Genomic DNA, 23,535 nt, shown 5'->3' with positions numbered 1-23,535 from the left:
TGAGGACGTATGTGTGAGCACTCCTGTACCGGATTAAGGGATGATGAGAGAAATCCTCTGGATACTGTTCGGGTATAGCGGAGCTATGCAAAAGAAGGCGCCAAGGTTGTGGTTGCGGACCTGAATGGGGATGCCATCACTGAGGTAGTGTATTGGATCAATCTGGCCGGAGGCACAGCCGTAGGTGTAAAGGAGGCGCTGCCTATACGTCTGCCAAGCATGGCATGGTAGGCCTGACCAAGAATGTCGGTTATATGTACGCCAAGTCCGGAATCCGCTGTAATGCCATTGCGCCCGGCGGCGTGCGTACCCCAATAGCCCATTCTTTGGGGAATATCGATATGAACGGTATGCAAACGTTCAGGGAATGTGCCGGAACTCAGCGGTCCGAGCCGGTTGAGCCTATTTAAATCGCGACTGTTGCCCTTTTCCTTGCTTCAGAGGATTCCAGTTTTGTTAATGCAGCTATGATTGCAGCTGATGGAGGCTGGACAGCTTATTAATATCTGATTTGGTTGTGACGATCATAATGAAGCAGCATGCCTATATAGGCGGCTGCTTTTTTCTTTGTATTTGCGCGCAGACAAGCAGTAAATCAGTTATTTTTTCGCGAAGGACACTATTGTGTATTCAATGTTACATAGATGCAATACCGATTAAGAAAGCGTTTGCTAAAATCAGCATATAGCGAATAAAGGAGTGGAAGTTCATATGCTGTCAACTGAGAAAGTTACTAATGTAAATGCTGTCGGAGGAGACCTGGATCGAAAACTAAAGTTTGGTGAAAAATTCTCGGCTACCGTCCTTGACGGTACTGCAACATTTCACCTGCAAGTAGTTCAATTATTCTTACTGTTTTTCTATACGGACATCATGAAAATTAGTCCGGCTTATGTAGCAGGAATGTTTTTGGGTACCCGTATTCTTGATGCAGTCTTGACACCGGTATTCGGAATTTTTATTGATAAAGTGACAACGCCTTGGGGGAAGTACAAGCCATGGGTAATAGCGATTGGTATTGGAACAGGTATTATGGGTTGGTTAACCTATACCGTTCCGGATATAAGTTTTGATGGAAAAGTAGTATATGCCACCATTACTTATGTACTTTATAGTATATTCCTGTCAGTTACTTCAGCGCCTACAACTGCACTTAAACCTGCTATGACAAAAAGTATTGATGACAGATTATCCATGGGGCAAATCGGATATTTTGTCGTTATTATTGCAGCATTGCTGTCGCAAATAGCGGTCCAGCCTCTTTATAAAGCTTTAGGGGGCGGAAATGATGCCAGGGGTTTTTCGCTGATTATGGGAGGCTTCGCTGTTGTAAGCGTATTAATAGCCATGTATCAGCAGATTTCGATTAAAGAAAGATATGTTGTCAAGCCGGTCAAAAAAGAAAAAGGTCCCTCATTAAAAGAAATGTTTGTGTCTGTCTTTACTAACAAAACGGCTGTTATTGTATATCTGTTTGTTTTTGGCGTGAATTTAACTAACGGTATTCGATCGGGAGCAAGTATTTATTATTTTAAATATTATTTTCATAATGAAAGCTTATTAGCTATTGTCGGACTGGTCAGTCTGCTTCCGACAATGCTTGGTGTAACGCTGAGTTCAAAATTCACGAAACGTGTAGGAATCAGAAATAATCTGGTTATTTCCGGCGTTGTAGGTGTCATTGGAACGGCTGCTGCTATCGCACTTCCCCCTTCATCTATCGGAGTGATTATGTATATGGTTTTAGCCGCTGTAATCGCTTTCTTTGCAGGAATCTCAAGTCCGGCCCAGGGTACAATGATGCCTGCTGCAATGGATTATACAGAATGGAAGACCAAAAAGAACGTAAACGGATTTATGGCTTCATTTCAGGGTTTTTTACAAACCTTTGCAACCGCTATATCGGGTGCTATAACTGCCGGAATGCTGGCTGTGATCGGATATCAAAGCGGAGTTGAACAAACCAGCGGAACATTGCTTGGCCTTAAGATACTAATGAGTGTTGTGCCGGCCGTTGCTATGCTGTTTACATTATCCGTGTATTGGTTTGATCTTACTGAGGATAAGCAAGCTCAAATTACTAAGGAACTCGAAGAGCGAAGAAATAAGCAAGACGAAGATGTCAAGGAATAGAAAATTATACCAGTGATTACACAGATGTTGCTGGCCATTACACGGCTCATTTTCCACATCAGGGTGCCCCATTCTCAAGAGAGGCTTCTTGTATGTTCCGCAAAGATGGGAAGTTCTATTTGATTACCTCAGGTACTACCGATTATTTCCCTAACCCGAGTAAGGTTGCCACAGCAGACTTGATTCATGGACCGTGGAATGTACTTGGCAACCCGTGTATAGACGACAGCAATAATGATAGCTTTAATTGTCAGTTCAGCAGTGTGTTCAAAGTTCCAGGCAAGGAGTTATATATGGCCTTAGGGGATCGGTGGATGGTACAACCATGGAGGTTGCAGCCACGGGTAAAACGAATACTGCTCTTGCAACTAATGTGTGGCTGCCGATCAAATTCAATGAGGATATGCCTGTTTGAATGGAAAGAAGAATGGAGTCCTGCGGAATATCCGGATGAAGTACAAGTGGATCTCATGCAAGAAATGATCAAGAACATGAGGGGAGCTGCGGCCTCCTTTATGAGACGTAACGAGGAGCCGAAATAAGATAATAATAGAAAGAAGGGATATATTATGTACTTAAAAGATGGTGTGAAGTTGTCGGATTTGATCAGCAAGGCGAAATTATGCAAGGATGATGTGTATTACAAAACCGATGAAGGCGATGTGCTTAATTTGAAGTCACTTCTAACTCAATTGTTACTGCAATCTATAGCAAATAGCGACTCTTCTCTCTACGCCGGAGGCCAAATTGTGTGTAGCAACGAGGAAGAATCTGTCCACTTCTCTGAATACGCAAAGAACGAATAGGGTTGGCATTACAACGTCCTAGCAGGGAGAATGTGCTATAGCAGCGCATGTCTCCTGCTGGGACTTTTTCTTGGTTCTTTGGTTAAACAGGATTTGTTAATCAGATTTGTATGTTATCACTAAGGTGAGGGGTAGTTAAGATGCTTCAAAACTGGGATGAAAACGAACTGAACTATATTGCACAACTACTAATTTTCAATACAGGAATGGTATTAACAAAAATAATGGGTGGTAATCTTCATAATCCATTTAACTCCGTTGTCCCACAGCACCCGCTGTATTCCGATTGTAACCTTATATTTGAACAACTCTTTGCTCAAAATGAATTATGCGGCATTCCTTTCATTGTGACTTTAAATGGTGTCGAACATTATATCTGCCTTAAGACAAGCAGTATAGGGAAATCATCTATCAGCTTCGCTCTGGGACCATCTGTCACAACGAAAATAACTAGTAACATAATAAATCAGTTAATAGATCAATGTCAGGGTTCTATTGGTGAAAAGGAGGCCGTCCAGGGATACTTACTTTCACTGCCTTTACATGATAGTTCCAAAATGATTTATATCGCTCAATTATTTCACTACTTGCTTTATAAGGTTAGGCTAGATGTAAATCAAATCGCCATTCATAATTATTCTGACAAAAAAGCTGCTGTAAATGAAACGGGTATAGAATCTTCGATGTTAAAAGAGCGGCTAATGGGAAAGCACCATCACGAATATTACCAGGAAAAAGTGTTTTTGAATTTGATAAAAGGCGGACGTTTGGAAGAAATTGAACGGTTACATGATGCCAATCAACAACAACAAGTTGAATTGCCGGTCATAGCCAAAAACAATAAAGTTCGAAATGATAAGAATTTGGCGATTACTGCAGTAACATTAGCATGCCGGGCGGCCATAGACGGGGGACTGGATTCAGAAACGGCCTACACTCTAAGTGAAATTTTTATTCAGCGCATTGAATCCACAGTTGACTTTAATGATCTATTTGGGGTGCTGAAGGAAGTTAGTATAGAGTACGCAAAGCGTGTGCGAACAATCAAACAAACCCAATACTCACAGCCAGTGTACAAAGCACAAGAATATATTCATAAGTATCTATACCAGAAGATTGAGATGCATGAACTAGCTAATATGGTAAATCTAAACCCAAGCTATCTTTCAAGATTATTTAAACTAGAGGTGGGTGTATCCATTTCAGAACACATCCTTATAGAAAAAGTGCATGAATCCAAGAAATGGCTGTTACATTCTGATTTATCAATTTCTGAAATAGCAAATCATCTCAATTTTTATGATCAAAGTCATTTTATTAAAGTCTTTAAACGCTATCAGAAAATTACACCAAAACGTTATCGCTTGAAAACTGAAAACAATTTCTTGTAGGCAAGAAACTGTTTTCAGTATAATAATTTTATTCAGACCAGGTTTTTGCGTAGAATCCTCTGCTCTTACCAAGGATAGAAGCCGTATTCTCGATTTCAAAAGCAGCATTTAGGCGAATATCTTCAGATGAAGAGCCAACACTTAATAGCATTTGTCCTGCTTCGACTACCCATTGCATTTCACTATTTAGGAAGGCGAACTGGCTGGCTTTCATTTCAAAATGAACGGTCGTCTTTTCTCCTGCATGGATCAGTACTCTTCTAAAACCAGCCAATTCTTTATTCGGTCTGAGCATGCTAGAAAGTACATCCGAGACATAGACCTGAACCACTTCTTCTCCATCAAGGTTACCCGTATTCGTAACGTCAACAGAAATATGAAGTGTTCCTTCTGCTCTAACTGCAGGGTCACATTTCAGGTTTGAATATGAGAAGGTTGTATAGCTTAGTCCTTCCCCGAAATAATGCAGCGGAGTTTTCTTTCCCTCAACATATTTATTTAAGACCATTCCCTGAGATTTGGCATAACCACTACCATGTCTTTGGGAAGAATATATAGGGATTTGGCCGGCGTTTCTGGCCGCGGTCATTGCTAATCGCCCTGCCGGATTGTAATCTCCGAATAATACATCAGCCAGCGCTTGTCCGCCGGTTTCTCCCGGGAACCAGAATTCCAGTATAGCCGGATAATTGCTGCTGATATATTCACTGGAGAGCGGTTTGGCGTCCATATGGACCAATATTGCAGGGGTTCCTGATTCAAATACAGCCTTGGCCAACTCTTCCTGTACGCCCGTTAACCCAATATGATCGGTATCGATTCCTTCTCCTGTCGTGCAATTGTTGCCCCACCCGTATTTTCCTCCGACTGTAACAATTGCGATATCCGCATTTCTCGCTGCATGAACAGCTTCGTCGAAGCCGCGGCGATCTGTTCCAGATATGTCACAACCTTTGACATACGTTATCTCAGCATTCGGACACTTAGCCTTAATGGAGGCCAAAATAGTAGGCGTCTTATGGGCAAATAACTGGTTGATCGCACCTACTGCAGCAGGGGTATCCTTGCGCACTGTACTTCCTTCATAATAATCTTCCAACTTGTGGCTGGATTCGTTTTCGGTTTCCTTACGGTTAGCTTCTAATCCAGCCATATCCGACATACTTCCGCTGAGGAACATATCCAGCATGGCGGGATAGGTATAACATCCGAAGAGCAAACGAATTGAATCCGCATGAGGACCAAGGACGGCTATTCTCTTCACGTCTTTTCGCAGAGGGAGGAGGCCATCATTTTTCAAGAGGACAATCGATTCCTGCGCTGCCTTCAGGCTCAACGGAACTGTGAGTTTGCGGTCATAAGCTTCCTCCACCAGATCCTCCCGGGGGTTAGGATTTTCGAACAAACCAAGCTCAAATTTCGTTGATAACACCCTCCGAACAGCTTTGTCAATATATGCCTCATCAAGCAAACCGCTTTTAACGGCCTCTATCATTTCCGTTGTATATCCGTATGGTGTGGGAAGTTCGACATCCAGCCCGGCTTTTATAGCATCGATACCAGCAGTTGTGGCATTGCTCTGAATCTGTAAATCTACTGCTTTATTTATGGACATATAGTCGGCTACTGTTGTTCCCTCAAATCCCATCTCATTACGTAAAAGATCATTTAAAATTGCCTTTGAGGTAATAATCAGTTCACCATCAATAGAGCCATATGAATTCATTACAGAACCAAGATTAGCCTCAGTAATAGCAGCTTGAAAGGGCTTTGCATATACTTCACGAAGTTCTCTGGAAGGTATCGGGTTTGCCGCCATATTCAGACCACCTTCACCAAAACCATAACCCAAGAAATGCTTGCCAGTGGCTACCGCTCCATTCTTTAAATCATCACTTTGTAATCCCTTAGTATAGGCCACACTTAAAGAAGCACATAATGTTGGGTCTTCACCATAAGTTTCACCTACTCTTCCCCAACGCGGATCTCTTGCAACATCCATAACCGGAGAAAGTGCATGACGTATACCGACGGAAAGCAATTGCTTGCGAATGGTATCCGCCATGCTATGAACTGTATCAGGATTCCACGTAGCCCCTAATCCTATAGCTGAGGGGAAGATAGTGGCATCCGCCAGATTGGCGCCTGTAACGGATTCACAATGCAATAATAAAGGTATTCGTAAATCATTCTTTGAGAGAACCTTATCCTGGGTTTCTTTGGAAAACTCAATATTAGCTTCTAAAGTTCCCTTCCCGATCATAGCCGTGGCATGTCCGATGGAATGAGGAAATGCTTCATCAAGAGCCTTTTCTGTACCTCTCATGCCTATAAATGTACATTGCAGCTGCGCAATCTTTTGTTCTAAGCTCATGAGTGACAGCAGATCCTCAACACGTTCAGAGATTGATTTTGCCGGATCAAGATAAATATTTTTCTTTCCCATTTAAGCATCTCCCTTCATATTATGACAATGTTACGTCACTAGTATAAATAACAAAGGAAAATAAATATTGTACCAGGTTGATTTATATAGTATCTGAATGGCTTTCATATTCTCAGAGCTGGTTAAATAGTCGGTTTCTAATGCACAGACTTCCGGTAAGCTTGAGGCGTGATGCCATATTGATCCTTAAACGATTTCTGAAAGTGGCTTTGGCTTGAAAAGCTAAGATAATTACTGATTTCACTGAGACTTTTATCTGTAAATGACAATAAGTCTTTAGCTTCTTCTAACTTACAATTCTTTATAAAAGCACTTAGCTCAAAGCCCAGTTCCTTTTTCACTTTCCGTGAAAGGGATGGGCGGCTGAAGCCTACATGCTCAGCAATTTCAGCAACGGTAATATGCCTGTTGGTATTCTCGCGGACAAATTGTACGACCTGATGAAGGACTTTATCTGCCGTGATGGGAACGATGGAATTAGCAACACGGTTTGTATAATCCATCTGAACTTGGGCTAAAAGGGATTTCACATCTTCCACATCCATTAATCGTTCTGCCTGCTGCATATAAATATTGGACAGCTGATATGCAAGACTGGGTGTGAGACCGCCCTTCATGGCCGCACGGGAGTATAAAGTGACGGCTACTATGAACGTATTCTTCCATTGTCTGAGATTGTTATGAGCAATGGTGCCAAGCTTTGAGTTTCTGGCCCGGCTGGCAGATTTCTTCAATCCTTCGACATTTCCTGTTTCAATGAAACGGACCAATTCTTTTTCAATAGCATAGCTGTTATATAAGAGTCCTTCTTCTTTCGCCTCATAAGATCGCTCTGTATATTTCTGATCTATGGACTTATCTGTCTGGTGATCTGCCGCATGCTCAACCTCTTGTCTAGTAAGTTGGGTATGGTTCAGTGCGTAATGGATAAACATCAGCGTCTTAATGAAATTATCCAGATTTTGTGTAGGGATGTTCCGGAAAAACTCAGCAAAATTTTCAAATTCGGACTTTGTAATGGAAAACTCCTTACTCATGGCTAACAGGGAATCGGGGGAATAAGGGAAGTCGTTAACAGGACCGATGACTATACAGGAGTTACTATCATTAATCTTGATGCACCCGTAATAGGAATAAAACTGAGTCAAAGTATAGGTTGCTGGCTTGTCTGTTTCCCACAGCTCTGACAGGTAGGCGGATGGGGGCAGTGTATCCGGATTCTGATCCGGATAGCTGGTGGTTAATTCCGTACCATCATACAAATAAATAGGAATATAAGAAGAAGCATAGAGATATTCACAGAAGACGTTGATATCGATCATGATTGATGCTCCTTTTAGAAAGATAACACAATCTTATAATTCAAGGTACAAATATGCAATACTAAATTGCAAACGGTTACTAAAATAAGATATACAGAGGTTGGTAGGGAGGGGTTTACCATGAATCGAAAAGTAGAGGAATTATTATAGGGCAGAGGAAGTAACTATATCCTTCCATTCTTTTGGCAGCATGGAGAAGAAGAAGCGGTTCTACGGGAATATATGCAAGCCATTCATAATGCCTATAATGCCTGGGACAATCGTATAGAGGCAGTTGAAGCGGTATCTACTCTTAATGGAATAGAGATCCATGTGGAACTTCACCCCCGCAAGAGCTTGATTATTATATTTGATGATGCAAGTGAGGAACTTGTCGTTGAACCCGTTAAAGTAACCGGGATGGAATTGGCACTTCCAGAAAATTGGAAGCGTAGTATCTGCAGAAATATTGATTATCCGAATTTCAAAGATGAGGTAGAGGTACAGTTGCCGGATCATCTTGCAGAAGAAATGCCTGAGTTCTCCGGGTTAGTGAGATATGAGAATATGTTTATGTCAAACGGGAATGAATCGCTTGTTCTGGAGGTTACGAACGCAGCCGAGGGTGTTGAGGTATTCGTAAATGGTCACAGTGCAGGTATCCAGATTGTACCGCCATACCAGTATGATATTTCTGCTCTGGTAAAAGAAGGAGACAACAAACTTGTCATTGAAGTGGCGACCAATCTGGAACGTGAAACCTATTACCTCCATGGCATTAATTCCAGAATGGATGCAAGCAAAATTTCCAGTCTGTCTGGTATTACAGGCCAGGTGAAATTATATAAATCAGATATGAGTGTGATCTAGATGACAAGACTTGAAGAAGTGTTTTTACAGCGCAACAAACTCGTTAATAGAATTTTCTGGTTTCTGACAGCGATAAGCGTTACAGTGGTAATCCTTCAATTTTCAGTAACAAGCTTAATTAATGCGGTTGGCTTTATAGTCCTTAGTCTCTCGATTTATATTGCCAATAAGCGCCAGAAATTTATTAAGGTCATTCCTTACGTACTTATGATTTTTATGCTGGCTGTATCTGTTGGCAATGTCAGTTCAGGATTGTTTTTTCAGATTGCTATGGTTGGCGTTGTATTCATGTTGATCTATCCCAATTATAGACTCTCGTTGATTTATAGTTGTATTGTGTTCACTTTTGTTATGGTAGATGCTGTGAATAGGGGTGTTCTTAACGGGGGAAATCAACTGTTGTTAGAAGCTTCCTCTTCAATAATTATTCCACTCTTTACCTTAACAGCGGCCGTGACCGTTGCCCGGCTGAACCAGCAGCTTTTCTTTCAGGCTGAAGAACGGATGGAGCAAGCGATCGCAAGCAGCACCCAGGTCAAGCGTTTGTTCGAGGAGATCAGTAAATCTGCAGTACTTCTGGCGGAATTTAGTACGAATCTCAGAAATAATGTGGAAACAACCGGCAAGCTTACACAAGAGGTGACAGCCGGTTTTGGTGAGGTTGCAAAGGGAATGGAATCGCAAATTTCGAGTGTGGTAGACATTAGTGAATCCGTAACTGAGGCAGAGCAAAATATATCCATAGTAGCTGATAATGCAGTTGAGATGAATAAGTTATCCGTAGATATGGAGATATTTACAGACCAGGGTCATGAACATATGGACAGACTTAGCGGGCAAATTCTTCAGGTGGATAACAATATTAGAGAACTGGCAGAGTTCATGGATAAGCTTAATTATCAAAATAAGCAAATTGAGAGTATGCTTGCAAGAGTTACCGATATTGCGACTCAGACCAATCTTCTGGCTCTTAACTCAGCGATAGAAGCTGCAAGAGCGGGAGAACATGGACGCGGTTTTGCCGTTGTATCTAACGAAGTGAAGAAGCTGGCCGAGAATTCCAGAGCAGCAGCTGCAGACATTGGGGAGGTTGTTAGAAGTATCAGCTCATCATGCCAATTATTAACCGAGCAAATACACCAGAGCAGGACTGCCATGGACCAAAGTAAAAATTTGGCCCTAACCTCTCGCGAGTTGTTGGAGCAGATCAGGCTTAATACTAAGAATGTAGTGCAGCAATCCTCACAGGTGGAAGACAAGACCCTTCTACTCCGCCAATCCGCTGGAAATATTGTCGAGGAGATCACCTCTATTTCAAGTGTAACGCAGCAGTCCAGCGCTTCCGTCGAACAGATTCTGGCGAGTATGGAAGAACAACAAAAAATGGTTGATAACATCGTGATATCATTTCAGAAATTGGACGGGTTAATTACTCAGTTAAACCTCTTAACGAAGGAAGAACAGCAAGCTTCCTGAACGTTTAGAATTTGAGTTGTATATTAGCGTTCCTTAGGCTGTCGAGAACCCCTTGACAGCCTTTTGTGCGCTTGGCAGCGCATCGTGCTAACGGGTGAAAGTCCCGAGTATACCGTGAGATGGCGGAAGTACATAGCTGACTAATAGTGCTCTGTCCGTGAGGAAGGGTGCGGAGGATTAGAAGGCAAACCCCGGAACAGACGGCAGAACCAAGTTGGCCGACAGAGCAGGACAACCTTGCAAAGGAAAGGAACGTCCAATACCATTCCGTAGCTCTGCAGGTTAAGAGGACTGGATTTGGGGGAAAGGGCGATGACGTGACCCAAGGAGATCTTATCGTCCCCACAAGGCGGTAACCTCTACTCAAGTCTGTGACAGACAAGAATAGGGCTACGGGCGGTAAGAAGTCAGAGCAGGGGATAGTAGTGAGTAAACTCGTCGGAAAAGCCGTAATGGCGAGTGAAGCAACGCGAGGAACCTAGAAAAAAAAGTCGTTGGTGCAAGCTTCGACCCAAAAGGCGAAGACTTGACGCGAAGCCCGTCTGTCCGCAAAAGATGAGATGTGGGAAAAAAAACTCTATATGCCAGACAGAAGCCGGGGAGCCAAGAAGCGCGTAGAGCCGGGGTCGAACATTCGGGTAGGCCGTCTGGGGCGAGTACTAAGGGGAAAACCGAAGATTGCCGAAAGGCTACCAAACGGGGAAGCCCAAGGGAAGGAAAACGAATATGGAGGGAAACGAGCAACACGCACATCCACGTGGAGGTGTAAAGAATCCGTCAGGACGGAAGTGGTATAGCCTCATCGACAAGATTTGGGCGAGGTTAAATTTGGAGGAAGCCTTCCGGGAAGTCAAGCGAAACCGCGGAGCAGCGGGTGTGGATGGCGTAACGATTCGAGCGTACGGCAGGGAGTTGGAGCACCATCTAGAAGTGCTCCAGCAGAAGCTGAAGAGGAAAAGCTATGGACCGAAGCCGGTAAGACGCATGTATATCCCAAAAGCAGACGGGACGGAAAGGCCGTTAGGCATTCCCACGGTGGAAGACCGCGTGGTACAGGCAGCCGTGAAACGTATTCTGGAGCCTATCTACGAATCGCAATTCATGGAATGCAGCTATGGATTTCGTCCGGGACGAAGTGCGCATCTGGCAATTCAAAAGATTCGTGAGTACTTACAAGCGGGATACCGATATGTCATTGACGCGGATTTGAAAGCCTACTTTGACACGATCCCTCATGAGAAACTTCTCGGGATGGTAAAGGAAGAAGTGACGGATGGAAGTGTGCTAACGCTTATCGAGGGATTTCTAAAAGCCGGGATTATGGACAGAGGAAACTTTCATATCAATGAGCAAGGCACTCCCCAAGGAGGAGTCATAAGCCCGTTACTGGCGAATATCTATCTGCATCCACTAGACCAAGTCATGACCGAAAGAGGGCATCGCCTCGTACGGTATGCGGACGACTTTGTCATTTGTTGCAAAACCCAAAAAGGGGCGGAACGCGTGCTTAGAAGTGTCGTTAAACTGCTAGAAAAGGAACAGGGGTTGAAAGTACATCCGGAAAAGACTCGAATCGTGAATAGTAAACGAGAAAGGTTTGTTTTCTTGGGCCACGAGTTCAAGCCCGGCAAGTATGTAGGACCGACCCCGAAAGCCGTGGAGAAGTTTAAGGAACGGATAAAAGAAATCACGCGAAGAAACCAAACGGTGGATATTGAGCAACTAGTACATCACGGCTGAAATAAACCTTCATTTAGGCACAGAGGGGCTTACCCGCGTAGGTCCACTTGAAGGGTTTTGCCATTGTTTCGTTGAAATACGCCACAAAAAGAAAGATTTGCTTCTGTAAATCCAGTGTATTTTTGAAGCTGCTACGCTTTAAAAGTCTACGGACCAGAATGCTAAACCAGATCTCAATTTGATTCAGCCATGAACAGTGTTTAGGCGTATAGACAAACCGAATGCGGTGGCTGGAGTCGGCCAAAAATGCAGTTCGGCTTGCTTCGGTCATCAGAATGCCAAACGAGCCCTTCTGACCGAGAGGTTCGACCAGATGACAGTAGCCTGCCACCAAACGGACCAAGCTTTCCGAGTGGTGGGTGTTCAGCCCGTCAGCGACGAAAATCCATTCCCCTTCCGGATCGGTTTCCACCAGTTGCCTCACCTGCATTGCAAAATCCGTTTCGTTCCGGGTCGGCCCCATCGACGACGCCACAATCTGGCCAGTCGCCACGTCAAAACCTGCAATGAGGCTAAGGGTGCCATGACGAAGATACTCAAACTCCCGACGTTCGATCAAGCCGGGTTTCATCGGCAAGGTGGGATGAAGTCGCTCTAACGCCTGAATGCCTGTCATTTCATCAAGAGAGACCACGTGTACGCCAAACGAGTGGAGCAGCGGTGTCGACCGGTAGAGTCGGCAAATGTCTCGGGTCTTTTGGGCGAACACCACGGGGTCTTCCGGTTTGGCATTCAGCCACCCCTGGCAGCGGTGCGGACGAAGATCCGCCTCATTTTAAAAAACGACCGACCTGCCGGACGGAAATCGTCTCCACCACGCCTCGTTTCATCGCTTCATCCCGGACTTCACGCGGAGTCCAGTGACTCACGGGGCGTCCGCAAGCCTTCGGATCTTCACAGGCAATCGCAACGATTTGCACGACTTGTTGCTCGGTGAAGGTTGGCGGTGTGCCGGGTCGGGGCTCGTCGCGAAGAACCTGAATCACTGCGGCCTCTAGCTCTTCGGGATGTTCCTGCTGGATGAGACATAACCGCGGATACTGGCACACCCAGCGTTCCCGCCATAGCGTGACTTGTGGGCGATCCAGAGGAAGTCGTCGGCTGATTTCACTGTTACTGATCCCTTCAACCGATTCCAGTACGATTCGGGCACGCTTGACCAAATATTGAGGCGTACTGCGCCGCCGGATCAGTTGTTCCAATAGATAACGTTGCTCTTCGCTCACTGCTATTTCTGTTTTTTAGGACCGGTCACCACACGTTCCAACTCCTTTGTAAGAGTTTTCTTCTTACGATCTCTTACACATTTTTGGAGCTATTGAACTGCAGGAATGATTCAGCTACGCTGTACTAGTGAAGAAGAAGTTGAATCCGTACTTGCGAGGATGGGGGAACTATTTCGGAATTGGGGATGTAAAGAAGCGATTTCAAGGATGGGATGCGTGGATACGGAGGCGACTTCGAGCGGTCCAACTGCGAAGCTGGAAGAAGATACGAAAGCTGCATCGGGAAATGAGACGTAGGGGCTGGGACAAGGAATTACCGGGTCTGCGGATGACGGCCTGGCGCAGCTCCCATTCGACCTACGCGCAGTATGCCATGCCAAATACGTGGTTTGAGGAAATAAAACTTTGTAGTTTGATGGAGATTTACAATAACCTTCATCCCCAAAGGGGATAACTGTCGGAAGAGCCGTATGCGATGACCCGCACGTACGGATCTGTGAGAGGCCCATGTCGTTGACATGGGCCTACTCTATTTATGTTCAGATTTTGATTTCTTTGTAACCCCTTTCAATATTGACACGAATATATATTTAAAGGTACATAAATGCAATACTTTTCTGCGAGCGTTTTCTAAAATAACAGTAGTAACTACTTATGCGGTTTGAAATTATGAGAGGTGTGGGAAAAGGATGATTAAAATTTCTTTCAATGAGGGCTGGACCGTTGGGCCTAACAGTGGCTTCTTTAATATGGCTCCAGATCAACTTCCGGAGCAGGTTACGTTGCCTCATGATACTATGATCTCTAAGTTGAGAAGTGCGACTGCCGTAAGCGGGGGCAAAAAAGGATATTTTCCTGATGGAACTTATGATTATGTGAAGAAATTTTATATACCTGAGACGTATAAGGACAAGAGAGTCACCTTTGAATTCGAGGGCGTATATATGAATGCGATGGTCTACATCAATGGGGATTTTGCAGGGCAGCATCCTTATGGGTATTCCAACTTCTATATCAGAGCAGATCGATTCTTGAAATATGGTGAAGACAATGAGATTAAAGTCGTTACCAAGAGCAGTGATGATTCACGATGGTATACAGGAACAGGAATCTATCGTAATACAAAAATGATGGTTGCGAATCTGGTACATTTCCAAGTGGATGGCCTTCAAATTACAACGCCTGAGATTTCCAGCGAGTATGCAACTTTGAACGTGGCAACGTTTGTGGAGAATGAAGGCGTGAATCCTCAGACGACCCGAGTATCCACAGAAATCCTGGATGCTGAAGGCAACATGGTAGCTCTTGATCATTCTCCATTAAGTGTTTTTGTGGGAGAAGTTACAACTATGCGCCAGCGGCTAACTGTTAGGTTGCCAAAGCTGTGGAGTGTCGAGTCGCCGTATCTTTACACCTGTAAGAGCAGATTGATGGATGGGGAGAAAGTTCTGGATGAGGAGATTAGTTCTTTTGGAATCCGCTCCCTCTCTTTAAATGCTGATCAGGGTCTATCCATCAATGGAGAGGTTGTAAAGCTCCGTGGAGCTTGTATCCATCATGACAATGGTGTCATTGGAGCAGCCACGATTGATCGTGCCGAAGAACGCCGTATTGAAATTTTGAAAGAAGCCGGATTTAATGCCATTCGAAGCTCGCATCAGCCTTTGAGTAAGGCCATGCTGGATGCATGTGACCGTCTGGGAATGCTGGTCATGGATGAAAGCTTCGATACATGGACTAACACGAAATCAGATTTCGATTATGCCTTGAATTTCCCTGTATGGTGGGAACGGGATATCGAGTCTATGGTGAAAAAGGATTTTAACCATCCGAGTGTCATCATGTATTCCATTGGAAATGAGATTAAAGATACCGGGAGTGCCAATGGTGCTGCATGGGGCAGAAAGCTTGCAGAGAAGATTCGTAGTATGGATAGCACAAGATATGTAACTAACTCTATTAATGGCTTTGTTTCCGTTATGGATAAATTGAAGGATATCATGAGCAACAAACCATCAGGGGATGTCAACACAGCTATGGCCAATGCTGGCGACATGATTAAATATGTTCAAGGCTTGGAATTTGTAAAGAATGCAACAGCTGAATCGTTTGCGGCGGTGGATATCGCAGGATATAACTATGCTGACAATTGCTATGTACCTGATAAAGAATTCTTTCCGAACCGGGTAATCTGCGGCAGTGAAACCTTCCCTAAAGATATCGCTAATAACTGGAAGCTAGTAAAAGAAAATGGACATGTCATTGGTGATTTCACTTGGACGGGTTGGGATTACCTAGGGGAGTCAGGTCTTGGCAGGGTTGAATATGGTGAGGGCAGCCGGGGGCATGGGGCCTCTGGAGCTTATCCTTGGCTGACCGCGCATTGTGGCGATATTGACATAACAGGTCATCGTCTTCCCGTTTCTTATTATCGTGAAATTGTTTTCGGATTGCGCAAAGAACCATATATTGCCGTTCAGCGTCCTGCACATTATGGTGAGCAGCCTACAATGATGCCTTGGAGCTGGAGTGACGCCATTTCCAGTTGGAGCTGGGAGGGCTTCGAGGGTAAGCCTGTTAAGGTAGAGGTATACTCTGATGCACCGGAAGTTGAACTGTTGATCAATGGAAAATCAGTGGGTAAAGCAGCTGCCGGTGAAGCGCATGACTTTAAAGCAGAGTTTGATACCGTATATCAACATGGTGAGGTGTTGGCGATCGCCTATACGGATGGAAAGGAAATCGGCCGTATGACCCTGGTTTCTGCTGAAAGCGAAGTGAATGTCCAGCTTGAGATTGACCGTACGCAAATTAAGGCGGATGACAACGAACTGGCTTTTGTTACAATATCTCTCGTGGATGATAAAGGAATACTGAAGCCTCTTGCCGACCGGAGGGTATCCGTCACCGTAAGTGGCGCGGGGATCCTTCAAGGTCTGGGGAGCGCAAACCCCAAAAATGAAGAAAGCTATGTCAATTCTACTCACTATACTTACGACGGGAGAGTATTGGCTGTCATTCGTCCTGCAGAGGCCGGAAGCATTGAAGTGACGGTTGAGGCAGAAGGCTGTGCGACAAAGACAGCTAACATTCAAGCTTGTAAATAAGGAGGAATATTAACATGCAATATCAATTCCCTGACAAATTTTTGTGGGGGGCTTCAACAGCTGCCCACCAAGTAGAAGGTAATAACACAAATTGCGATAGTTGGGTAATGGAAAACCTGAAAGGTACGAGGTATAAGGAGAAATCAGGAGTCGCAGTAGATCATTACCGACTCTACAGAGAGGATATTGAGCGTTTAGCCGCACTTGGCCTCAACTCGTATCGCTTCTCCATCGAGTGGGCCCGGATTGAACCGGAGGAAGGACGCTTCGACGAAGCAGCCATGGATCATTACCGGGATGTATTGAGAACTTGCAGCAACTTGAATATAACACCGATCGTAACGCTGCATCATTTCACCTCCCCGCAATGGCTTATTCGCGCCGGAGGCTGGGAATCTGAAGGCACGCCAGCAAGATTTGCACGTTATTGTGCTCATGTCATGAGCCAATTAGGGGATCAAATTCCTTATGTATGTACAATTAATGAGGCAAACACTCCTATTGGAATTGCGAAAGTCATGAAGCAGTTTCAGCAGGGTGGATCTGCAGCAGCACAAGTTGGCATGAACACCGATTTTCAAGAACAAATGCAGGGCTACTATGCTGAATTGTCCAAAGCATTTGGCATACCGCCTCAGGAGGTTCATACCTTCCTGTCACCACGCTCCAAAAAAGGCTTGCACATCATCTTCCAGTCGCATGTGGAGGCAAGGGCTGCAATCCGGCAGGTTAGTCCAAAGACTAAAATCGGATTAAGCATGTCGCTCTTTGATTTTCAGTCAATCCCTGGTGGTGAAGAACAGGCTGCTCATGAATTACATGAGGAATTTCTTCAGTTCCTTCCTTACATGGAGGACGATGATTTCTTGGGTTTACAGAACTATTCGCGCGAGATCTACGGCCCGGATGGTCTTATCCCTGTTCCGGCTGATAGAGAGCGTACCCAGATGGGTTACGAATTCTACCCCGAAGCTCTAGAAAATGTAATTCGATGTGCTTCGAAACATCTGAACAAGCCTATTATCGTAACGGAAAATGGCGTTGCTACGGATGACGATACACGTCGTGTCGCTTTTATTGATCGAGCTTTAAAGGGGGTAGCTGCATGTATAGCTGACGGGATTCCAGTTAAGGGGTACTTGCATTGGTCACTACTCGATAATTTCGAATGGCAGCTTGGATTCTCCAAGCGATTCGGGTTAATTGAAGTAGACCGTCAGACACAGGAGCGTACTCCTAAGCCTAGCGCTTATCATCTTGGAAAGATTGCCCGAACTAATACTATTAATCCAGTATGAAAGGGGAAATTTATAATGAAATTACAAGATAAAGTAGCGATTGTTACAGGTGCGGCATCAGGGGTAGGGAGAGCTATAGCAGAGCTCTATGCAAAAGAAGGAGCCAAGGTTGTGGTTGCGGATCTTAATGGGAATTCTATCACTGAGGTGGTGGAAGGCATCAATCTGGCGGGAGGAACAGCCCTAGGTGTAGTTGCCAATGTGACGAAGGAAGAAGATGTCCAAGCGATGGTCGCCAAGGCCGTGGATACATTCGGAAGCGTAGACATTCTCGTGAACAATGCCGGTATTATGGATGGCTTCAGACTAATTGATTCCTTACAGGATGACTTGTGGGATCGGGTACTGGCGGTTAACTTGACCGGCCCGATGCGAACTACACGCGCTGCGATTCCGCTCATGCTTGAGAAAGGTACAGGTGTGATCGTCAATATCGCTTCAACCGCAGGTGTTTCTGGGGGCAAGGGAGGCGTAGCCTATACTTCTGCCAAGCATGGCCTGGTAGGCCTGACCAAGAATGTGGGTTATATGTACGCCAAGTCCGGGATCCGCTGTAATGCCATTGCACCCGGAGGTGTCCGGACCCCAATAGCCAACTCTTTGGGAAACATCGACAAGGAAGGTATGCAGACGTTCAGGGAAGGTGCCGGAACTCAGCGTTACGAGCCAGTGGAACCGATTGAGATTGCAACCGTCGCCCTTTTCCTTGCTTCTGAGGATTCCCGTTTTGTTAATGGTGCCGTGATTGCAGCGGACGGCGGCTGGACGGCCTATTAATATATCCAACAAATCCATAACCCAATAGGATTGTGGATTTTACTATAGCTCCATAGCTGCAGGATGCGTCTTAAAACATTTGCCCGACCTGTACACCCTCATAGATGGCCTCTAGCGCTTTACGTGGATGCAAGGCATCTTTGATGATGTGGAAAGATACATCCTTCTATTCCAATATGCCGCTAAGATTATCCAAGGATGTGGAACCGGTAGCCATAACTACCGGTTCCACTCCATCTAACACAAAGCTGGTTCCTGTTAAGCAAATAATCCTTTAACCAATATTCATCAATTACAACGGTTTGTATTCCCATCGCATCCATGGCTGCGAGTGTTTCATTAATTCCACCAGGTCCAATATGAATTTGGGTATCAACGATCTCTAACTTTTTTCATTGATTACTCTAAAGCAGTTGCAATTAATTTCAAATGCATTACCATGGGTATGTCATAATTTTCAATATTGTCGAATTTGTTGAATCCTGTAACTTTAAGGACGATTGTATGCCCCTTTTTCATTTTGTCCATATCTATTTTAGGAGTCATGTACATTCTGTAGTCTAATGCAACTGTATTGCCTTCAACTACACAGTTTTCAATCGGTCCCATGTCCATATCAAAGGCATCACGCTGGTACCTCATGGATGCACGATAGTCTTTATAAATTTGCGGCTCTGGTCCAATAGCATCTATAACACATTCGCTCGCATACAGACCATCCGCAATTTTCAGCCATCCTTCATAGTCTGGAACCCACACCGCTGATGCTGGATGTGATCAAGTCGGAAAAGGATATCTATTCAGTCGTCATATGTATACCGTCAGAGTCTTCATAATGTGTAGAATAAATATATTCTAGTTTTCTATTCGAATATGAATGTTTTAGCATTGTAGTTTATTTGTAGTAAAGAAAGGATGATGAAGATGATTAGATTGACTTTCAAAATGACTGGAATGTGGGACCTCATAAAAGCTTCACCAACATGCGTCCTGGAATATCACAACCGGTAACTTGACCGCATGATGTAATGATTACGAAGGAGAGAGACCCGAAAGCTGTAAGCTCTGATAAAAAGGAAAGTACTCGCGGTTGTCCGTTCTAAAAAAGAAGCAGGAGTCATTACAGTAACAGTATCCGCAGAAGGATGCACCCCCATAACAATTAATATTCCAGTCAGATAGACCTAGTATTTTCAGAGTCGTTAAAAATATTTTTTTAAATTATTCTTAAAAGGAGAGAAAATACAATGACACTGCCCAAATTAATCAAAGAAGACGGGGTCTTTACCCTTTATGTAGACGGTAAACCCTACACTGCTTTGGCAGGTGAAATTCATAATTCCAGTTCCTCTGATCTAAACTACATGAAGGAAAAAGTATGGCCATATCTGCGGGAACTCAATCTTAACACGGTAATCTTGCCGGTTTCATGGGAATTGATTGAGCCTAAAAAGGGAGAATTTGATTTTCAGTTGGTGGATGGAATCATTGAACAAGCACGGGAAGAAAATTTGCGATTAGTGTTATTATGGTTTGGTTTATGGAAAAATGGACTTTCCAGTTATGCTCCTGGCTGGGTGAAAAAAGATTTTAAGACATACTTCCGTGCTGTGAATCAAAATAATGAATCTTCAACCACTATCTCACCATTGTGCAAAGAAGCGGTTGAAGCTGATGCTAATGCGTTCAAGCAACTTATGAGTCACCTAAAAAAGATAGACGGAGATCAGCATACAGTAATCATGGTACAGGTGGAGAATGAAATGGGCTTGCTTGGAAGCGACCGGGATTACTCTGAGCATGCGAATGCTGAATTTAATGGCCGGATTCCCACAGAGCTTGAAGCCATTTACGGAGTAAGCGGAACATGGGAGGAAGCGTTTGCAGAAGATGCTGCGGAATACTTTATGGCGTATCATTACGCCCACGCGATCGAACAAATAGCAAGTGCAGGCTCCGAGGTATTCCCATTACCGCTATTTGTAAATTCATGGTTGGAACAATTCCCTTGGAGGCCTGGGACATATCCAAGCGGAGGACCCATTGCAAAGGTAATGACGTTGTGGAGGGCTATCGCACCGACCATTTGTCTATATGCGCCAGATATATATGTGAACAACTTCGCAGAAATTTGTGCGGAATATACAGCAAATAACGAAAACCCCCTTTTTATACCGGAAGCAAGACGGGATATCTCTTCAGCAACGAATGTTTTTTATGCGATCGGAAAGCATAATGCCCTTTGCTTTGCTCCTTTCGGTATAGAAGATATGCTTGCACCGCCTTCGGAAGAGGAAATTGATATGGCTATCATGATGGATCTTAATATTGATTTAGCCGCTTTTAAACGAAATGGAACGGGGCCTTATCTTGCACGCAGTTATGAGCTGTTAGGAAATATGACGGGAGTTCTTCAAAAGTATCGGGGAACTGGGAAAATGACTGGATTTCTTCAATATAATGATATGGGAAGTCTTTTATCCTTCTCTAAATATGATATTAAAGTAACCTACAATCGTCTAAAGGAAGGGCATCCTGTATCAGGTGGACTGGTTATTGAAGTATCCGACCATGAATTTATTTTGGCCGGGATCGGATTTTCTGTGGAGTTTTTACCGAAACGCGGAGATTCGAGTAAGGTGAGCTATATAAGAATCGAGCAAGGAAAGTTCGTACAAAATGAATGGATTCGTGGACGCGTTCTTAATGGTGACGAAGCCGCATATAAGCTGAAAATCGGAAGCAATCCTGCAGCATTGTGCGTGGAAATGTATCAATATCAATAACTTGGAATGAACTTGAGCGAAATTAGTAGTCCTAGAAAGGGAGGGGATAAAGTAACATGTTATACTTTCCTGAAGGTTTTTTGCGGGGAGCATGAAAATGATAGGCAAACAGAATTGGTTAATGAAACAGATATAAAATCATGACATTAGCTCATGCTGGGGAAAAAGTCGCCTTCGTAGAAGAGGACAAGGTGTTCGGTACCTGTACGAATTACGGATGTGATGCAAAGATCCTTCTTGACGGGTAGAAAGAAAGTATCCGCAGGAAAAGAAGCTATAGAATAGCCAGGGAATATATCAAAAAAATTGGGACTAGCGGATGTTCCGCTAAATATTGAATGTGTTGTTTTACGTGTGATCAATCGGAAACTACAATTTAAATATATAACGTAAAAATAAACCAATTCGAATCGGAATCGATCGTGAGTGGTTTATTTTTTTGACATCGTAATACGATGTCACTTATGATCTTTAATCAATTTATTGAAAGGCTTCAGTAAGTACACTGGTTTCAACAACCAGTGTACTTACTTTTTATTTTTTTGAAGTCTTTCTCTTTAATGAAAAACAGTTCATGTGTAGCTCTGGTCATAGCTACATATAGAGGATTTATTTGAGATGGTGATAAGTGGGTACATGAGAAGTTTGCATCAAATAAGGAGTCAAAGGTTTTTGTAAGAATAATGCAGCTTTTTTTGTATGTATCACCTTTGGAATACCCCAAATTTATTGTTGGTGAACAAGTGTACATGGTACTGTTGTTATAAAATAACTTTACAGTATCAGAATCCTCTAATGTATGAATTATTTTTTGTTCATCCTCTAATAACTCGTAATGTCCTTGAACTGGACTCGCTGATTCAATGTAAATACCAAGTTTACTATTAATAAATGTGCATATTATTGCTGGTACACGTCTGCTTTTAAGCAATGTTGTTTCATCGATAGTTGCCTTTCCTTTGAACAAGAGTTTGTATTCATTTTTAGACAAATATATCTTACCATTTTTTAAATATGGTTTACTTGCTGTAAAATCTGACTTGCTAACCGAATGCTGATGAAAATCACCAACAGCGAAAACGTCTAAATTAGGTTCACTAATAAAATGCTTTAAAAGTTCAAAATCTTTACCCATGAAATCTTGAAGTTCATCAAAATAAAGATGGTCACAAAAACACATTAAACGCTCAAACATCTTTATTAATACTTCTTTTGATTGCGCTAAAATCAACTCAGACATTCTTGAAACATAATATTTTTGGAAATAAAGGTAGTGCCTATAATCATCCTTTTTAAAGTATCTTGGATTTGGCTTACCTGAAATACTTAGGTCGTGTCTGAAAACTCTTCATTGAGTCAATTTGAAAATGGCAGCTACGTATACAAAAGTCAGGAATGACTTGGCCAACTTGTCGTAACGAGTAGCCACACGGCGAAAGTGTTTGATTTTATTGAAAAAGCACTCCACTAAGTGGCGTTCTTTGTAGCGATACCAATCGACTTTCCATGGGTTTTGACTATTCATTTTAGGCGGGATGGTGTAGGATGCCTGCTTAGCGGTAATCCAATTCCGAATCACTTCTGAGCCATAAGCTTTGTCGCCAAGAATATGACTTCCTGTAATATCAAGCTTCTGAAGTAAATCGATCGCTGGAACGGAATCGTAGACTTGACCACCCGTCAGAAGAAAAGCGAGGGGGGTTCCTAATCCATCGACGACGGTATGAAGTTTGGTTGTCTTACCACCACGACTGACGCCGATGTGCTGATTCACTTCGTGTCCTGGGGCGTTTTTTTAGCACCGGCACTATGTTGATGGGCTTTGACCGATGTAGAATCAATGCTCAAGTTTTCAAAGTCAGGTTCGACCTGAAGAGTTTGGAAGATCGCGACAAGCAGTCCGGTATCTCGCCACTTGCAGAAGCGACTGTAGACCGTTTTCCATGAACCATAGCGTTCCTCCGGTAGATCGCGCCAGGCAGCACCACTTCGAGCGATCCATAGAAAAGCGTTAAACATGGTTCTTTCACTTAATTTTGACGGACGTCCTGTTTTGTAGGGTGGAAACATGCCCTTAATTTGTTCCCACTGTTCATCGCTTATTTCGTACCGTCTTTGAATCATGCTTGACGCCCCATTCGTTTTCTCAAATCTTACCATGTTTTTTAGTTTTCAGAC

At 43.6% G+C, this 23,535-nt stretch carries 20 protein-coding genes and 1 pseudogene; 14 read left to right on the top strand and 7 right to left on the bottom strand.

Translation table 11 applies throughout. From position 1 onward, the window contains the following. Positions 1 to 108 precede the first annotated feature (108 nt). The 6 genes and pseudogenes from P40081_RS40140 (at position 109) to P40081_RS26430 (ending at position 4,330) form a co-directional block, all read left to right on the top strand. Positions 109 to 231: a hypothetical protein gene (locus tag P40081_RS40140; protein ID WP_269323287.1), complete on the top strand. Its 123-nt coding sequence runs from the start codon at positions 109 to 111 to the stop codon at positions 229 to 231. Further along, positions 195 to 503 (top strand): annotated as a pseudogene (locus tag P40081_RS36690) (SDR family oxidoreductase); the annotation flags it as partial. The gene P40081_RS40140 and the pseudogene P40081_RS36690, both read left to right, overlap by 37 nt. A 208-nt stretch (positions 504 to 711) precedes the next feature. Further along, positions 712 to 2,133 (top strand): MFS transporter, encoded by a 1,422-nt coding sequence (locus P40081_RS26445; RefSeq protein ID WP_042139186.1) that lies wholly within the window; start codon positions 712 to 714, stop codon positions 2,131 to 2,133. 92 nt (positions 2,134 to 2,225) lie between these two features. Beyond that, the gene (locus P40081_RS26440) at positions 2,226 to 2,675 is read left to right on the top strand and encodes a glycoside hydrolase family protein (protein ID WP_042139185.1); all 450 of its coding nucleotides are present in this window, start codon (positions 2,226 to 2,228) and stop codon (positions 2,673 to 2,675) included. A gap of 27 nt (positions 2,676 to 2,702) precedes the next feature. Then, positions 2,703 to 2,939: a hypothetical protein gene (locus P40081_RS26435; protein WP_042139184.1), complete on the top strand. Its 237-nt coding sequence runs from the start codon at positions 2,703 to 2,705 to the stop codon at positions 2,937 to 2,939. A 140-nt stretch (positions 2,940 to 3,079) separates the two neighbouring features. After that, the gene (locus P40081_RS26430) at positions 3,080 to 4,330 is read left to right on the top strand and encodes an AraC family transcriptional regulator (RefSeq protein WP_042139183.1); all 1,251 of its coding nucleotides are present in this window, start codon (positions 3,080 to 3,082) and stop codon (positions 4,328 to 4,330) included. A gap of 28 nt (positions 4,331 to 4,358) precedes the next feature. Here P40081_RS26430 and P40081_RS26425 read toward each other — a convergent pair whose 3' ends face one another. Both P40081_RS26425 and P40081_RS26420 read right to left on the bottom strand, forming a co-directional pair. After that, complete coding sequence (locus P40081_RS26425) at positions 4,359 to 6,776, bottom strand: glycoside hydrolase family 3 N-terminal domain-containing protein (RefSeq protein ID WP_042139182.1); 2,418 nt, start codon at positions 6,774 to 6,776, stop codon at positions 4,359 to 4,361. A gap of 137 nt (positions 6,777 to 6,913) precedes the next feature. After that, a complete protein-coding gene (locus P40081_RS26420) occupies positions 6,914 to 8,098 on the bottom strand; it encodes a helix-turn-helix domain-containing protein (RefSeq protein WP_042139181.1) in 1,185 nt (394 codons plus the stop codon). A 222-nt stretch (positions 8,099 to 8,320) separates the two neighbouring features. Here P40081_RS26420 and P40081_RS26415 point away from each other — a divergent pair, with 222 nt between their 5' ends. The 3 genes from P40081_RS26415 (at position 8,321) to ltrA (ending at position 12,163) form a co-directional block, all read left to right on the top strand. Then, positions 8,321 to 8,947: a hypothetical protein gene (locus P40081_RS26415; protein ID WP_042139180.1), complete on the top strand. Its 627-nt coding sequence runs from the start codon at positions 8,321 to 8,323 to the stop codon at positions 8,945 to 8,947. Beyond that, a complete protein-coding gene (locus tag P40081_RS26410; protein ID WP_042139179.1) occupies positions 8,948 to 10,423 on the top strand; it encodes a methyl-accepting chemotaxis protein in 1,476 nt (491 codons plus the stop codon). 726 nt (positions 10,424 to 11,149) lie between these two features. Then, entirely contained in the window at positions 11,150 to 12,163 is a 1,014-nt protein-coding gene (gene ltrA, locus P40081_RS26405; protein WP_081970552.1) for a group II intron reverse transcriptase/maturase, read from the top strand. 13 nt (positions 12,164 to 12,176) lie between these two features. Here the strand turns inward: ltrA and P40081_RS26400 are convergent, their stop codons facing one another. Beyond that, the gene (locus P40081_RS26400) at positions 12,177 to 12,872 is read right to left on the bottom strand and encodes a transposase (protein ID WP_197074282.1); all 696 of its coding nucleotides are present in this window, start codon (positions 12,870 to 12,872) and stop codon (positions 12,177 to 12,179) included. A gap of 61 nt (positions 12,873 to 12,933) precedes the next feature. Beyond that, positions 12,934 to 13,389 carry a helix-turn-helix domain-containing protein gene (locus P40081_RS26395; RefSeq protein ID WP_231575201.1) on the bottom strand — a complete coding sequence of 152 codons (456 nt, stop codon included), beginning with the start codon at positions 13,387 to 13,389 and terminating at the stop codon, positions 12,934 to 12,936. Between the two features lie 127 nt (positions 13,390 to 13,516). On the opposite strand from P40081_RS26395, the gene P40081_RS37840 reads away from it, so the two are divergent. The 4 genes from P40081_RS37840 (at position 13,517) to P40081_RS26380 (ending at position 18,571) form a co-directional block, all read left to right on the top strand. Then, complete coding sequence (locus P40081_RS37840; protein WP_081970132.1) at positions 13,517 to 13,843, top strand: group II intron maturase-specific domain-containing protein; 327 nt, start codon at positions 13,517 to 13,519, stop codon at positions 13,841 to 13,843. A gap of 235 nt (positions 13,844 to 14,078) precedes the next feature. After that, on the top strand, positions 14,079 to 16,496 hold the full coding sequence (locus P40081_RS26390; RefSeq protein ID WP_042139176.1) for a glycoside hydrolase family 2 TIM barrel-domain containing protein: 2,418 nt from the start codon (positions 14,079 to 14,081) through the stop codon (positions 16,494 to 16,496). Between the two features lie 14 nt (positions 16,497 to 16,510). After that, entirely contained in the window at positions 16,511 to 17,794 is a 1,284-nt protein-coding gene (locus P40081_RS26385; protein ID WP_042139175.1) for a glycoside hydrolase family 1 protein, read from the top strand. A 15-nt stretch (positions 17,795 to 17,809) separates the two neighbouring features. Continuing rightward, positions 17,810 to 18,571: a glucose 1-dehydrogenase gene (locus P40081_RS26380; protein ID WP_042139174.1), complete on the top strand. Its 762-nt coding sequence runs from the start codon at positions 17,810 to 17,812 to the stop codon at positions 18,569 to 18,571. 399 nt (positions 18,572 to 18,970) lie between these two features. Here P40081_RS26380 and P40081_RS26375 read toward each other — a convergent pair whose 3' ends face one another. After that, positions 18,971 to 19,330 carry a hypothetical protein gene (locus P40081_RS26375; protein ID WP_042139173.1) on the bottom strand — a complete coding sequence of 120 codons (360 nt, stop codon included), beginning with the start codon at positions 19,328 to 19,330 and terminating at the stop codon, positions 18,971 to 18,973. 488 nt (positions 19,331 to 19,818) lie between these two features. Between P40081_RS26375 and P40081_RS26370 the strand changes: the two genes are divergently transcribed. Next, a complete protein-coding gene (locus tag P40081_RS26370; RefSeq protein WP_042139172.1) occupies positions 19,819 to 21,357 on the top strand; it encodes a DUF5597 domain-containing protein in 1,539 nt (512 codons plus the stop codon). Positions 21,358 to 21,868: 511 nt separating this feature from the next. Here P40081_RS26370 and P40081_RS26365 read toward each other — a convergent pair. Beyond that, complete coding sequence (locus P40081_RS26365; RefSeq protein WP_197074281.1) at positions 21,869 to 22,588, bottom strand: hypothetical protein; 720 nt, start codon at positions 22,586 to 22,588, stop codon at positions 21,869 to 21,871. Positions 22,589 to 22,705: 117 nt separating this feature from the next. Further along, positions 22,706 to 23,481 (bottom strand): IS5 family transposase gene (locus P40081_RS37835; protein WP_197074280.1). Its coding sequence is split into 2 segments (ribosomal slippage): positions 22,706 to 23,154 and positions 23,154 to 23,481, totalling 777 coding nucleotides; the frame shifts between segments, so codons are not numbered across the junction. Positions 23,482 to 23,535 lie beyond the last annotated feature (54 nt).

The organism is Paenibacillus sp. FSL P4-0081, from assembly GCF_000758565.1.
Classification (GTDB): domain Bacteria; phylum Bacillota; class Bacilli; order Paenibacillales; family Paenibacillaceae; genus Paenibacillus_AQ; species Paenibacillus_AQ phytohabitans.
This window is presented reverse-complemented; position numbering and strand designations above follow the sequence as displayed.